Origin of the sequence: Arthrobacter sp. NPDC056691, from assembly GCF_042791415.1 — a bacterium.
Classification (GTDB): Bacteria; Actinomycetota; Actinomycetes; order Actinomycetales; family Micrococcaceae; genus Arthrobacter.
The window spans coordinates 1-13251 of record NZ_JBHTXX010000002.1 but is presented as its reverse complement, the minus strand read 5'-3'; the positions used below and the strand labels follow the sequence as shown (position 1 = coordinate 13251).

Below are 13251 nucleotides of genomic sequence, written 5' to 3'. Positions count from 1 at the left end.
GGAAAACCCTCCAGGAACTTGGGGAAAACCTGCTGGCGGTTTGAATAACGACGGCGGCTGCACCGTTTGGGGGGCTTACATCCGGGCTGTCTCGGACTACCGTTTGCATGTAGAGGCAGTTTCAGCCCGCACGGCAGCAAAGGAGACGCCATGGGTGACGTGTGGATCCGCACGATCAATCATGGACTGGTGCGGGCCGACAGGGTTACGGAGATTGCCGCATCCCGCGGATCGGTCCACGAGGAGCGCGGGTATTCGATCAAGGCCGTGGCCGAAGGCAAGGCCTACATTCTTATCGACAACAGCGACCTCGAGGGCACCCCGAACGCACGGTTCGGGCATGCCAGCCGCATGCAGGCGGCACTGCTGCTGGCAGTGGACGCGGCAAGCACTGCCTCCGCGCCCATGGTGATCAGCTATGAACAGGACGGGGAACGCTGGGTCCTCACCCCGGCGTCGGACATCGCGGGTGAACCGGTGCCGGCCGTACCGGTGGCATCGGGGGACCACGCGAAATTGTCCGCCGGCCGGGGCTACCCGAGCAGGTCGTCCAGGTAGCACCACCGCCAGTCCTCGCCCGGTTCGATGCTGCGCATGACCGGATGCCCAGTGGCCTGGTAATGCCTGGAAGCGTGGGTTGCGGACGAGGAATCACAGCAGGCCACGTTTCCGCACTCAAGGCACATCCGCAGGTGGACCGTGACCGTGCCTTCGCGGACGCAGGCGTCACAGCGTGCACCGCGGGGAACCTCGGGATCGGGCGCCGACTCCAGATGCTCGCAGGCGCCGCCCGGCCGGGCGACGGCACCGGATCCGGAAACGTCGGCCTCCTCGATGACGGCGTCCAGCATCGATTCTTCGACGTCGAGCCGCTCCAGGACGCTGCTCAGCACCTCGTGGGCGTAGTTCCCGCCGCTCCTGAGTTCGAGGACCTTCGCCCGCTCGGCCTCGAGCATGGCCAGCCGCAGCTGGGCATAGCGCTGGCTGGGAGTGGCGGCTTCCGCCGTCGGCCTGCCCAGGCGTTCCCACGCTGCCAGGCCGCGCTCGAGCGTCCTTCGCTTGAGCATGGCCACCACCTCCGGAGGGTCATCGTCGGTCCGGAGTTCGTGCAGCCGCTCCACTCCAGCCGCCGTGGCCTGCTGCGTCAGCGAGGCCTGGGAGAGTGCGTCCTCGCCCGGATCGGGGCCCTGCACCCGCAGCAGCCGCACCAGGGCGGGAAGCGTGAACCCCTGCAGCGCCAGGGTGCCGCCCACCACCACCATCGCCGCAAGGATCAGGACGGTGCGGTGCTCCAGGTCCTTGGGTAGCGTGAGGGCTGCGGCGAGCGTGACCACGCCGCGCATGCCGGCCCACGAGATGATGGCTGGGTACTGCCAGGGCGGCGAAGGGTCGTTCCGGGCCACGGCCGGGATGACCCTTGGCAGGTAGGTGGCCGGAAAGACCCACACCGGCCGCAGCAGCAGCACGGCCAGCAGGATCACCGCGCAGCCGGCCCAGATCCTGGCGGCGCCCAGGGAGTCGTCCTGGACGCCCTCGATAATGGCCCGCACCTGCAGGCCGATGAGGAGGAACACCGAGTTTTCCAGCAGGAACTGCACGGTCTCCCAGTTGCTCCGCTGACTCTGCCGGGCGGCCCCGTTGGGCATCGAAGGTGCTTTGGTGCCCATGATCAGGCCGGTGACCACCACTGCCAGAACGCCCGACGCATGGATCGCCTCCGCCGGCAGGTACGCCACGAAGGGTGCCATCAGTGACGTCGAGGTGTTGATGGCAACGTTGCGGATCCGCCGGCGCAGCTGCGTGAGGACGTAGGCTGCGGCGAGCCCCGCCACCAGCCCGCCGCCGGCAGCCAGCAGGAAATCGGCGCCGATCTCCAGCACAGAAACAGTTCCGGCGAGGGCGGCGACGGCGGCGCGCAGGCACACCAGGGCGGTTGCGTCGTTGACCAGCGACTCGCCCTCCAGGATGCTGACGATCCGGCGCGGCATCCCCACCTTGCGGGCAATCGCCGTGGCGGCCACCGCATCCGGCGGAGCCACCACGGCAGCGAGCGCGATGGCCGCAGCCAGCGGTATCTCCGGGAACAGCCACCAGACCACCAGGCCGACGACGACGGTGCCGAAGATGACGTAGCCCACCGAGAGCAGCCCGATGGCCCGCCGGTTGGAGCGGAAGTCGAACAGCGATGTCCGCAGTGCGGCGGCGTACAGCAGCGGCGGCAGCAGTCCGACGAGGACGAGTTCAGGGTTGAGATCGACGCGGGGCACGAACGGGAGGAAGGAACCGCCCACCCCTGCGAGCACCAGGAGCAGCGGGACCGACACATCAAGCTTGCGGCCCAGCGCGCTGACCGCACAGACCACGGCGGCGAGCGCCAGTAACCCCAGGGCGACGTCCATGCGGCTATTCTCTCAACTGTCCCGGACCGCCCGACCGGCCCGGACCGCCAAACGGCGGGCGGCGCCGTCGGGCGGCATGACTACGCAGGCTACGGCGCAGTTCCGCCGACGTCGTCCACACCTTCCGCCGGATCCTGCGAATGCATGCGGATGTCGGTGGGGTCCGCCGTTTCATCGCCTTCGGCTGGTGCTTCGCTGTGGATGCGCTGCAGCATCTCCGGATTTTCGCTCATGACTGCCGCTCCTTAGTTGCGGTTCTGTGCTGGTGGCCATCCCTTAACGTTCATCTAGCTACCGCACCACTCAGCCTGTCAAGAACCGGCCCTGCGCTCTGGCCGTGAATTTTGTTCTGTGCTGAACTGTTGGGGTTGCACCCGAAATGCCCCTGCGGCTGTCCGTCGCAGCACTGCCCTTTGCACCGTCGGCCCAGCCGGTTCGCGCCGGTTGTTGGGAAGGAACACCATCATGGCAACGCACAAGATCGGCTATTTCGTCGGGAGCCTGGCCAGCGGCTCCATCAGCCGGACCCTTTCCAAGGCCCTCATTAGGCTCGCCCCCGGGGACCTCGAGTTCACCGAGATCCCCATTAAGGACCTGCCCCTCTACAGCTACGACTACGACGCCGACTTCCCGCCTGAAGGCCGGGCCCTCAAGGAGGCCATCGAAGGCTCCGACGGCATTCTCTTTGTCTCCCCGGAATACAACCGCTCCATTCCCGGCGCCCTGAAGAATGCCATCGACTGGGGATCGCGTCCCTGGGGCACCAACTCGTTCGCCCGCAAGCCCACCGGCATCATCGGCGCTTCGCCCGGGAGCATCGGCACAGCGGTGATGCAGTCCTCCATGCGCGCCGTGCTGAGCTTCCTCGACGCCCCGCAGCTTAACGCCCCCGAGGCCTACGTGAAGTTCAACCCGGACGTGTTCGGCACTGACGGCGAGGTCAACGACGAATCCACCGAGGCCTTCCTGCGCCACTACATGGAGGAGTATGGCGCCTTCGTCCAGCGGGTCCTGGCGGCCAACGCCCCCGGCCACATCGGTGACCGGGAACCCGACACCCAGAAGCTCTCCCGCTGACCATCCCCCCGTTCTTCCCGAGTTTTTGTCCAGATAATGGCCGTACGGCGGCCCCGAGGCCCCATTATCTGGACAAAAACTCCTGCAAGTGAGGGAAGGGCGGAGCGGGGAGGATGGTCCTAGAGGGGGAGCGGAACCAGGCCACCGAGGTTGCGGTACTTATCGAGCCGCTGCGGGAGGAGTTCGGCCACCCCGGCGGAGCAGAGCGCGGCCAGCTCGTACTCGATGGCCTGACCCAGGCGCTGGCAGAAGGCCCGGCCTTCCAAGGCCGCGTCGGGCCGTTCATCCACGATGTGCTCCACCATGCCATGGGCGTACAGCGAGCCCACGTTGACGCCCTGCGCCTGGGACATGGCCGGGGCGAACTCGGTGCTGCGGTGGACGATGGCGCTCGCGCCCTCGGGCGGCAGCGGGGACAGCCAGGCATGCTGCGCCGCAATCGTGCGGTCGGCCGGGAACAGCGCCAGGGCGCCGCCGCCGGTGCCCTGCCCCATGAGCACGGAAACGGTGGGGGAGTTGAGCCCGATGAGGTCGTGGAGCGACCGGGCGATTTCGCCGGCCAGCCCGCCCTCTTCAGCTTCCTTGGATAGCGCCGCGCCGCCGGTATCGATCACCGTTACCAAAGGCAGCCCGAGCTCCTCGGCCAGCCGCATGCCGCGCCGGGCTTCGCGCAGCGACGCGGGCCCCATGGCGGTCTGCTGCGAGGGCCGGGGCCGGGTGTGCCCGATCACCACGCAGGACTTCTGCCCGAAGCGGGCCAGCGCCAGCAGCAGCCCCGGGTCCTTTTCGCCCTGGCCGGTGCCGTTGAGCGGAAGCACATCGCGGGCACCGTAGGCGAGCAGTTGCCGCAGGTCCGGGCGCCGCGGATTCCGGGAGATTTCGATTGATTCCCAGGCGCCGGCGTCGGACGGTTTCACGGACAGCGTCCGCGGCGGGCGGACCCGCGCAGGCGGGCCGGCCACAAAAATGCCCAGGGCGCGGTCCACGACGTCGGACAGCTGCCACGGCGGGACCACCGCGTCCACGAGCCCCTTGTCGAAGAGGTTCTCGGCCACCTGGACGTTCTCCGGAAAAGGGGAACCGTGTAGCGCCTCGTAGACCCGGGGCCCCAGAAACCCCAGGAGGGCGCCCGGCTCCGCCACGGTGATGTGCCCGAGGGAACCCCAGGAGGCCATGACGCCGCCGGTGGTGGGGTGCCGGAGGTAGACGAGGTAGGGCAGGCCTGCCTGCCGGTGTGCCCGGACGGCCGCGCTGATCTTCACCATGGAGAGGAACGCGATGGTCCCCTCCTGCATGCGGGTGCCGCCCGACGCCGGTCCGGACAGGAGCGGTAGCCCCTGCCGGGTGGCGCGTTCGACGGCGTTCACGATCCGTTCCGCTGCAGCGAGGCCGATGGAGCCGGCCAGGAAACGGAATTCGCTGACGATGACGGCCACCCGGCGGCCGCGGATGAGGCCTTCGCCGGTGAGGACGGACTCGTCCACGCCGGTTTTCTCCCGGGCCGCCGCCAACTCCTGCCGGTATTCCGGGCTGGGATCAGGGTCCACCACGGGCGAGTCCCAGGAGTGGTACGAGCCGGGATCGAGCACGGCGGCGATGAGTTCGGCAGCATCAAGGTGCCGGACCTTCTGGCCTGTGCCCTTATTCTGACCGGTCCCCATGCTCAGCGGCCTTCCCCGGAGGCGGCGGCAGCGGCGGCGGCGGCCGGAACCAGGCCGAGCCACTGCCGGATCTGTTCGCCGTCCTGGTCCAGCAGCGGCGGAGCCGTGTGGGCCTTGAGCGTGGTTTCCGCGGTGTCCGCGGCGCTGAAGAAACGCAGCGGCGGGCCCGGCAGGGTGACGTTGCCGAGGATCTTGTGGGCGACGTCGATCACCAGGCCCTGCGAATGGACCTGTTCCCATTCGTAGACCTCATCCAGGGTGCGGACCTTGCCCGCGGGGATCCCGGCATCGTTCAGCATGGCCAGCAGCGGCTCCGCCTCGTACCCGGCGAACACCCGCTCCACCTCCTCGATGACCTTTTCCCGGTTCCGGACCCGCTCTGCGTTGGACGCGAACTCCGGACGGTCCGCGTCAATGCCGAACGCCGCCGCAAACGTGCGCCACAACTTCTCGCTGCCCACGCTGATCTGCACGCTGCCCTGCCGGCAGTGGAACAGGCCGTAGGGCGCGATGGACGGATGGTGGTTGCCCTGCGCCTGGGGCACCTCGCCGGCAACGGTGGCGCGCGTGCCCTGGAACGCGTGCACACCGATCAGCGCCGCGAGCAGCGAGGTCCGCACGATCTGCCCCTGGCCCGTCCGTTCGCGCTGCAGCAGCGCCGCCAGCGTGCCGAACGCCCCGTACATGCCCGAGAGCAGGTCCGCGATGGGCACACCCACCCGCTGGGGGTCGTCCGGGCTGGAGCCGGTGAGGGACATCAGGCCGGCCTCACCCTGCAGGATCTGGTCGTAGCCGCTGCGGCGTGATTCGGGGCCGTCGTGGCCGAAACCGGTGATGGACAGGACCACCAGCGACGGGTTCAGCGAATGCATCTCCGCGGCGGAGAAGCCGAGCCGGTCCAGCACGCCGGGGCGGAAGTTTTCGATGACCACGTCGGCGCGTTCGAGCAGTTCACGCAGCACCGTCCGCCCGTCGTCGCTCTTCAGGTCCAGGGCGATGGATTCCTTGTTGCGGTTGCAGGAGAGGAAGTACGTGGCCTGGGGATCGTCCTCGGGACCGACGAACGGCGGCCCCCAGCCGCGCGTATCGTCTCCGGTGCCGGGGTTCTCAACCTTGATGACCCGTGCGCCGAGGTCCGCGAGCATCATGCCGGCGTGGGGCCCGGCCAGTGCGCGGCTCAGGTCCACCACAAGGTAGCCGGCGAGGGGCCCTTCGGGCTGGGGCGTGGATTCATGGCTCATGCTGGGTGTTCCTTCACTTGCTTGGAGGGGCTGAGTGGTGCTGTTCGGGACGGCTACATCCAGCCGGGGAGCACCATGACCAGCCAGGCGATGGCGGGTCCGGCGACGACGACGATGCCGCTGTAGGCCAGGATCTGCTTGTAGAACTTGTCCTTGTCCACGTCCTCCGGGGCGTTGGCGAGTACCAGGGCTCCATTGGTCGAGAACGGGGAGACGTCCACGATGGTGGCGGCGACGGCCAAGGCGGCGATCACGCCGACGGCACCTATTTCGCCGCTGGACAGGAACGGGACGGCCAGCGGGATGAGCGCGGCCAGGATGGCCGTGGAGGAAGCGAAGGCCGACACAATGGCGCCGATGTAACAGATCAGCAGGGCCGCGAGCAGCGGCATTCCGAGGTGGGCGACGCCGTCGGAGACGAACTTGATGGTGCCGGCTTCCTCGAGGACGCCCACGAACGTGAGCATGCCGCAGATGAGCAGGACGGTGGACCAGCTGATCTTGTTGATGGCGCCCTTCTGGGCGGCCGGTGAAACGAGGGCCAGGACCATGGCGATGGTGATGGAGACGAAGCCGACGTCCACCTTGAAGCCCAGCGAGATGACGGCCAGGGCGATCAGGCCGGCGATGGTGACCAACTGCGGAACCGTGGCGCGGGCGCTGCCGGCTTCGGCGGACTTGGCGGCGGAAGTGGAGCCGGAGGTTCCTTTGGCTGCGACACCGGAGGAGGAGATGTCGGTGCCGGAGCCCCTCAGGGTGGCACCGGCGGCGCGGGCCCCGACGCTGACGGCCATCCTGGACTCAGCGGCCTGTTCAACGAGCCGGCCGGTCTTGGTGGAGAGCAGTTTACTGCCGCCCAGGACGATGAAGAGCACCACGGCGATGGCCAGGTTGAAGATGAAGCTGGCGAGGAAGATCGCCATCGGGCTGGCTTCCAGATCCGTCTTGGCGATGATCCCGTTGACCGTGACGCCGTAGACGGCGATCGGGGAGAAGCCACCGGCCTGCGCCCCGTGGATCACCATCATGCCCATCATCAGCGGGTTGATCTTGTGCTTTGCGGCGAAGCTCAAGGCGATCGGCGCGATGATCGCGACGGCGGCGGGGGAAAGGGCGCCGACGGCCGTGATGACCGCCGTGATGGCGAACATGACCCAGGGGATGAGCGCCACCTTGCTGCCCACCATTCGGACCGCGCCGCGGACCAGCAGGTCGATGGTTCCGTTGTTCTGGGCGATCGCGAAGAGATAGGTGACCCCGACAATCGTCAGGAACAGGCCGCCGGGGAAGTTGGCGAGAATATCGCTGGTGGACATTCCGAGCACCACCGAGCCCAGCAGGAACGCGCCTACGAAAGCCAGGGCGCCCATATTGAGGGGCAGGACCGTGGCCAGCAGGAACATCACCGCCAGGATGATGATGGAGAGGACGGGAGCGGACATCGTTGTGCCTCCGGGGTGAGAGTTGATGTGATGTGGCTTACAAGCTCACTGGCCTAGCCTCCTAGACACTAGGTGACTTTGTCAATATTCCTCCGCTAAGCTGGAGCCAGATCGCCGGAAGGACGCGCATGCCCAGGAAGACAGCAACGCAACAGATTTCCCGTGTCGCCCGGCCCCGGCTCTACGAACAGCTCGTGGAGCAGCTCATGGATTTCATCGAGTCCGCGCAGCTGGGGCCTGGAGACACCCTTCCCGCCGAGCGGGACCTGGCCGAGCGGCTGGGCGTTTCCCGGGCCACGCTTGCCCAGGCGCTGGTGGCCCTGGAGGTCCTGGGCGTGATCGATGTCCAGCACGGGACCGGGGCGGTGCTCGTCTACCGGCCCAACGTTCCCTCCGTGCTCAAGGGGCTGCGCGAGCACCGCAGCCGCCTTCCCGAGATTGTCGAGGCCCGCAGCACGCTCGAGGTCAAGCTGGCCGAGCTTGCTGCCGAGCGACGGACGGACGAGGACATGCGGGCCATCGACAAGGCCCTGGAGGTCATGGCGGAGGAGGTGGCCGCCGGCGCCAAGGGTGCCCACGGCGACGAACTGTTCCACCAGGCCATCACCGCCGCGGCGCACTCCGGTGTGCTCGCACAGCTGATGACCTTCATTGCGGAGATGATCCTGGAGACGCGGCTCGAGTCGCTGGGGCAGCCCGGCCGGCCGGAGCAGTCGCTGGCATCCCACCGCAAGATCGCGGACGCCATCCGGGTCCAGGATCCGGAAGCCGCCGCGGCAGCCATGCTGGACCACATCACCCTCGTGTCCGACGTCGCCCTGCTGAAGTAGGCATTGTGAAACCGTTTCTGCTGCTCGCATCGCGGGCCGAGGACGTGGCCGCGGAGGACGAATACGAGGCGTACCTTCGCTTTGGCGGGCTGGAACCGCACCAGCTGACACGGATCCGGATGGAGCGGGCTGCGCTGCCGGAGCTGGACCTCCATGACTACTCCGGCATCATCGTGGGTGGCAGCCCGTTCACCTCGAGCGACCCGCCCGAAAAGAAGAGCGAAGCCCAGCACCGCGTGGAGCGCGAACTCTCTGCACTGCTGGACCGGATCGTGGCGGAGGACTTCCCGTTCCTGGGCGCCTGCTACGGGGTCGGCACCCTTGGCCTGCACCAGGGCGCCGTGATCGACCGGACGTACGGCGAGCAGTTGGGCGGCGTGACCATCAGCCTGAGCCCGGAAGGCCTGCAGGATCCGCTTCTGGCCGGCATGCCGGCGCAGTTCACCGCCTTCACGGGCCACAAGGAAGGGTGCACGGTGCTTCCGCCGCACGCGGTGCTGCTGGCGAGCTCCGCCGCCTGCCCCGTGCACATGTTCCGGGTCAAGCAGAACCTGTACGCCACGCAGTTCCATCCGGAACTTGACGCCGAAGGGCTGGTGACCAGGATCGACATCTACCGCCACGCCGGATACTTCCCGCCCGAATCCGCCGAGGCGCTGATGGCGGAAGCCCGGACCTTTACCGCCACCGAACCGATGAAGATCCTGCGGAATTTCGTGAAGATCTACGGCACATAACCGCAGCAACTTTTCCCATTGACTTCGCCCCGCAGAGGTCTACCGTTGAACTACGTCAACATTTGATCTGTTGCGTGTGCGTGCGGCGAGGGGGCAGCCGCACCAACAAGAATGCGGCTGCTGCACTGTCACGCCTCGGCGGCAGCCCGCACGTCGCCAGCGTGGTGCTTCTCCCGAAGCCGCCTTCAAATTTCAGGTCTCAACCAAATCTGCAGGTACCGTCCATGACCGCCAATTTCATTACCGCCCTTGCCGTCAAGTCCTTCGATGACCCGGACAAGAAGAGGTGCCCGGACAAAGCCGAGGTGGACCTGGTCAGCGTCAACGACTTCTCCGTTGCCCGGCTGATCCTCGCCCCCGGCTGGCGCTGGTCCGAATGCACCAAACCCACGGAACAGACCCCCTTCTGCCAGCACAACCACCTGGGATTCTGCCTCTCCGGCGTCATAGAGGTGGAAACGCCCGAGGGGGTCCGCTCTGTGATCAGGGCCAATGACACTTACGCGATTCCGCCCGGGCACGATGAATGGGTGGTGGGCTCGGAACCGTTTGTGGCCGTTGAATTCCTCGGCGCGGCCTCCTTCGGGCGTCCGGTCAGCCGCGGTCTCCACGCCAGGATCTGACGCGGGCGAACACGGGAGCCAGCATCCAAGCCGCCAGCCCTGCGCCGGCGGCTTTCCGTGTGGGGGTGTCCTATCGGCATGGCGCCGTATTGGCACGGCGGTCTGGAAGGGCTAACGTCACTGCCATGGGATGCCGGTCCACCTGAGGAGTCGCTGCCATGGCCATTGTTGATAACGCCGTGTACGTGGCCGGACGCCGGACGGCGGATCCGGACGGGCTGGAGGAGACGTACTTCCTGCTGCGGCAGCGGGAGGGAATGGCTTGGATCGGGCTCTACCGGCCGGACCCCCACGAGCTGCGGTCGGTGGCCGACGAGTTCGACCTCAGCCCGCTGGCGGTGGAGGACGCGCTCACCGGACACCAGCGCGCCAAGCTTGAGCACTATGGTGAAACGCTCTTCCTGGTCCTGCGTCCGGCACGGTACCTCGACGACGTCGAAAAGGTGGAGTTCGGCGAGATCCACGTTTTTGCCGGGCCGGATTTCGTGGTCACCGTCCGCCGCGCGGAGTCGCCGGACCTGGCACGGGTCCGCCGCCGCATGGAATCCCAACCGGAGTTCCTGGCCCTCGGCCCCGACGCCGTGCTCTACGCCATCCTGGACCAGGTGGTGGACGAGTACGAACCGGTCGCGGCAGGCCTGGAAAACGACATCGACGAGATCGAGGACGAGCTGTTCGGCGCAGACCCGGAGGTGTCCCGCCGCATCTACGAACTGTCCCGCCAGGTCATCACCGTGCAGCGCGCCACGGGGCCGCTGGCCGGAATCCTGCAGGCCCTGATCACCGGAGCGCCGGACCACCACCCCGGCCCTGAGCTGCAGGACCACCTCCGCGACGTGCTGGACCATGTCCTGCGGCTCAACGACCGGATCGCGTCCTTCCGGGCGCTGCTGCAGAACGCGCTCGCGGTCAACGCAGCCCTCGTGGCCCAGCGCCAGAACGACGAGATGCGCCGCCTCACCGAGTCCAGCTTCGCGCAGAGCGAGCAGGTCAAGAGAATCTCTTCCTGGGCGGCCATTCTCTTCGCGCCGACGCTCATCGGCACCATTTACGGGATGAACTTCCATACGATGCCTGAACTCGACTGGATCTTCGGCTATCCCATGGCGATAGGGCTGATGATCGGCATGGGCATAGCCCTGTATGCCGCCTTCAAGCACAACAACTGGATCTAGGCCTTCCCCGCACGGACTCGCCGGCCGGCGCCCCGTGAGCAAGCAAGCGCAGGGTTACGCCGGTTTTTCCGCAGCAGCCGAAGCTTTATCGAAGCTTCCGTGCAGCTGCGGGCCGGCGCGGGGGTGCGGAAAATACACTGGATGCAGGCCTTCCACTGGCTTTCCCCGCCGGCCCCCAGCTTTCGAAGGAACCCCAAAATTCGCGCTTCGTCTGTTCTCCGTCCTGCCCTGGCCTCGCTGCTGCTGACGGGCTTTGCCGCCGCCTTCGCAGGAGTCTCGCCGGGCATTGCCGGCACCGGCACTGCCGCCGCGGAAACCCAGGCGGCTGCTCCTGCGCGCTACATCGTGCGCTACTCCGCCGGGACCGACGTTTCCTCGGCCGTGCGGAACCTTCGCTCGCGGAACATCGGCATCGGACGCACCTTCGCCAAGGCCATCCGCGGCGCCGTGGTGACGGCGACGCCGGGACAGGCCGCGGAACTGAAGCGCTCGGCGGGCGTCGCGGCCGTCGAACTGGATGCCCCGGTGACGGCCGCCGATACCCAGCAGTCCGCAACCTGGGGCCTGGACCGCATCGACCAGCGCGCCCTCCCGCTGTCCGGGACGTACACCGCGCCCTCCTCCGGCGCCGGCGTGAACGCCTACGTAATTGACTCCGGCGTGCTGTCTGCGCACGCGGAGTTTGGCGGCCGCGTCGCGCAGGGGTGGACGGCAATTTCCGACGGGCTGGGCACCGGGGACTGCAACGGACACGGCACGCACGTTGCCGGCACCATCGCGGGAAAGACCTACGGCGTGGCCAAGGCGGCCACCGTGATCCCCGTCCGCGTGCTGGACTGCAACGGATCGGGCTTCAACTCGGACGTCATCGCCGGGCTGGAGTGGGTCGCTTCCAACCACCAGGCCGGAACCCCGGCCGTGGCCAACCTGAGCCTCGGCAGCACCGCCAGCGCCATGGTGGACGCCGCGGTGCAGGGCATCATCAACGACGGCGTGACCGCGGTAGTCGCCGCCGGTAACTCCGCCGCCGATGCCTGCAACAGCTCCCCGGCCCGCGTTGCCGGCGCGCTGACCGTCGCCGCGAGCGACTCCGCGGACAAGCAGGCGTCCTTCTCCAACTACGGTAGCTGCGTTGACCTGTACGCGCCGGGCGTCGGCATCAAGTCAGCTTCCCCTGCCTCCGCCACGGCCACGGCCCTGATGAGCGGCACGTCGATGGCGTCCCCGCACGTGGCCGGCGCCGCAGCCGTGCTGCTGTCCCGGTCGCCGGGACTGCTCCCTGCGGACGTGGCGGCGAAGCTGCTTTCCGCTGCCACCCCCGGAGCCGTCTCCGCAGCCACCGCGGGAACCCCCAACCGCCTGCTGTTCACCAACCCCGCCGCCGTGGTCCTGGCCGCGCCGGCCGTGACGTCGCTCAGCCCGGCAGCCAAGTCCTCCGCCGTCGCCGTGGCAGCCAACGTCACCGCCACGTTCGGCACCGCTGTCCGGGGCGTTAGCGGTTCCACCTTCGTCCTCCGGAACGCCTCGGGAGCAACAGTGCCCGCCGCCGTCAGCTACGACGCCGGCACGCACACCGCGACGCTGAACCCGGCGGCCAATCTTGCCAACGACGCCAAGTACACGGCCACGCTGACCGGCGGAGCCGCCGCTGTCCGCGACGCCGCGGGCACCCCCTTCGTGACGGGCAGCTGGACGTTCACCACCGGCCCGGCCCCCGTCATCACGGCCATGACACCACGACCGGGCGCCACGCTGGTACGCCGCGCCAACAACATCGCGGTGACCTTCAGCGAGGCCATCCAGGGAGCGACCACCGGCACCGTCACGCTGAAGAACGCCGCCACCGGCGCCAGGGTGACCGCCACCGTTTCCCGCAACGCCACCACGAACCAGTGGATCCTGAACCCCTCGGCGGCCCTGGCCGCGCGGACCGCGTACACGGTCAGCGTGACCGGCGGAACCGCCGCGGTCCGCGACCTGGCGGGCAACCCGCTGAAGTCCGCCCGCTGGACGTTCACTACCGGTTCCCTCTGAGCTCCGGCAACTCCTCACCCCCACTACAACAG

The 13251-nt window shown here is 67.9% G+C and carries 12 protein-coding genes; 7 read left to right on the top strand and 5 right to left on the bottom strand.

Annotation, left to right across the window (positions count from 1 at the left end):
• The first annotated feature begins 150 nt into the window (after positions 1-150).
• The gene (locus ACFRAU_RS02020; protein ID WP_377998837.1) at positions 151-558 is read left to right on the top strand and encodes a hypothetical protein; all 408 of its coding nucleotides are present in this window, start codon (positions 151-153) and stop codon (positions 556-558) included.
• On the opposite strand, the gene ACFRAU_RS02015 is transcribed toward ACFRAU_RS02020, so the two are convergent.
• Positions 534-2399: a Na+/H+ antiporter gene (locus ACFRAU_RS02015; RefSeq protein WP_377998591.1), complete on the bottom strand. Its 1866-nt coding sequence runs from the start codon at positions 2397-2399 to the stop codon at positions 534-536. The genes ACFRAU_RS02020 and ACFRAU_RS02015 overlap by 25 nt on opposite strands.
• Before the next feature lie 89 nt (positions 2400-2488).
• On the bottom strand, positions 2489-2632 hold the full coding sequence (locus ACFRAU_RS02010) for a hypothetical protein (RefSeq protein WP_377997690.1): 144 nt from the start codon (positions 2630-2632) through the stop codon (positions 2489-2491).
• A 232-nt stretch (positions 2633-2864) separates the two neighbouring features.
• Here ACFRAU_RS02010 and ACFRAU_RS02005 point away from each other — a divergent pair, with 232 nt between their 5' ends.
• Positions 2865-3476 (top strand): NADPH-dependent FMN reductase, encoded by a 612-nt coding sequence (locus ACFRAU_RS02005; protein ID WP_377998590.1) that lies wholly within the window; start codon positions 2865-2867, stop codon positions 3474-3476.
• Positions 3477-3595: 119 nt separating this feature from the next.
• Here the strand turns inward: ACFRAU_RS02005 and ACFRAU_RS02000 are convergent, their stop codons facing one another.
• The 3 genes from ACFRAU_RS02000 to ACFRAU_RS01990 are packed head-to-tail and all read right to left on the bottom strand — an operon-like array spanning position 3596 to position 7820.
• Positions 3596-5137, bottom strand: coding sequence for a carboxyl transferase domain-containing protein (locus ACFRAU_RS02000; protein ID WP_377998589.1), 1542 nt, complete (start codon positions 5135-5137; stop codon positions 3596-3598).
• A gap of 2 nt (positions 5138-5139) precedes the next feature.
• On the bottom strand, positions 5140-6378 hold the full coding sequence (locus tag ACFRAU_RS01995; RefSeq protein ID WP_377998588.1) for a CaiB/BaiF CoA transferase family protein: 1239 nt from the start codon (positions 6376-6378) through the stop codon (positions 5140-5142).
• A gap of 53 nt (positions 6379-6431) precedes the next feature.
• Complete coding sequence (locus tag ACFRAU_RS01990) at positions 6432-7820, bottom strand: SLC13 family permease (protein WP_377998587.1); 1389 nt, start codon at positions 7818-7820, stop codon at positions 6432-6434.
• 128 nt (positions 7821-7948) lie between these two features.
• Here ACFRAU_RS01990 and ACFRAU_RS01985 point away from each other — a divergent pair, with 128 nt between their 5' ends.
• The 5 genes from ACFRAU_RS01985 (at position 7949) to ACFRAU_RS01965 (ending at position 13219) form a co-directional block, all read left to right on the top strand.
• Complete coding sequence (locus ACFRAU_RS01985) at positions 7949-8650, top strand: FadR/GntR family transcriptional regulator (protein WP_377997685.1); 702 nt, start codon at positions 7949-7951, stop codon at positions 8648-8650.
• Positions 8651-8655: 5 nt separating this feature from the next.
• Entirely contained in the window at positions 8656-9387 is a 732-nt protein-coding gene (locus ACFRAU_RS01980; protein WP_377998586.1) for a glutamine amidotransferase, read from the top strand.
• Positions 9388-9611: 224 nt separating this feature from the next.
• On the top strand, positions 9612-10010 hold the full coding sequence (locus ACFRAU_RS01975; protein WP_377997683.1) for a cupin domain-containing protein: 399 nt from the start codon (positions 9612-9614) through the stop codon (positions 10008-10010).
• A gap of 158 nt (positions 10011-10168) precedes the next feature.
• Positions 10169-11185 carry a magnesium and cobalt transport protein CorA gene (locus ACFRAU_RS01970; protein ID WP_377997682.1) on the top strand — a complete coding sequence of 339 codons (1017 nt, stop codon included), beginning with the start codon at positions 10169-10171 and terminating at the stop codon, positions 11183-11185.
• A 141-nt stretch (positions 11186-11326) separates the two neighbouring features.
• Positions 11327-13219, top strand: coding sequence for a S8 family serine peptidase (locus tag ACFRAU_RS01965; RefSeq protein WP_377998585.1), 1893 nt, complete (start codon positions 11327-11329; stop codon positions 13217-13219).
• Positions 13220-13251 lie beyond the last annotated feature (32 nt).

Excerpts from the sequence above, each read along its gene's own strand:
- ACFRAU_RS01965 (WP_377998585.1), top strand. The coding sequence starts at position 11,327 with ATGCAGGCCTTCCACTGGCTTTCCCCGCCGGCCCCCAGCTTTCGAAGG.
- ACFRAU_RS02000 (WP_377998589.1), bottom strand. The coding sequence starts at position 5,137 with ATGGGGACCGGTCAGAATAAGGGCACAGGCCAGAAGGTCCGGCACCTT.
- ACFRAU_RS01990 (WP_377998587.1), bottom strand. The coding sequence starts at position 7,820 with ATGTCCGCTCCCGTCCTCTCCATCATCATCCTGGCGGTGATGTTCCTG.
- ACFRAU_RS02005 (WP_377998590.1), top strand. The coding sequence starts at position 2,865 with ATGGCAACGCACAAGATCGGCTATTTCGTCGGGAGCCTGGCCAGCGGC.
- ACFRAU_RS02015 (WP_377998591.1), bottom strand. The coding sequence starts at position 2,399 with ATGGACGTCGCCCTGGGGTTACTGGCGCTCGCCGCCGTGGTCTGTGCG.
- ACFRAU_RS01995 (WP_377998588.1), bottom strand. The coding sequence starts at position 6,378 with ATGAGCCATGAATCCACGCCCCAGCCCGAAGGGCCCCTCGCCGGCTAC.
- ACFRAU_RS01970 (WP_377997682.1), top strand. The coding sequence starts at position 10,169 with ATGGCCATTGTTGATAACGCCGTGTACGTGGCCGGACGCCGGACGGCG.
- ACFRAU_RS02020 (WP_377998837.1), top strand. The coding sequence starts at position 151 with ATGGGTGACGTGTGGATCCGCACGATCAATCATGGACTGGTGCGGGCC.
- ACFRAU_RS01975 (WP_377997683.1), top strand. The coding sequence starts at position 9,612 with ATGACCGCCAATTTCATTACCGCCCTTGCCGTCAAGTCCTTCGATGAC.
- ACFRAU_RS01985 (WP_377997685.1), top strand. The coding sequence starts at position 7,949 with ATGCCCAGGAAGACAGCAACGCAACAGATTTCCCGTGTCGCCCGGCCC.
- ACFRAU_RS02010 (WP_377997690.1), bottom strand. The coding sequence starts at position 2,632 with ATGAGCGAAAATCCGGAGATGCTGCAGCGCATCCACAGCGAAGCACCA.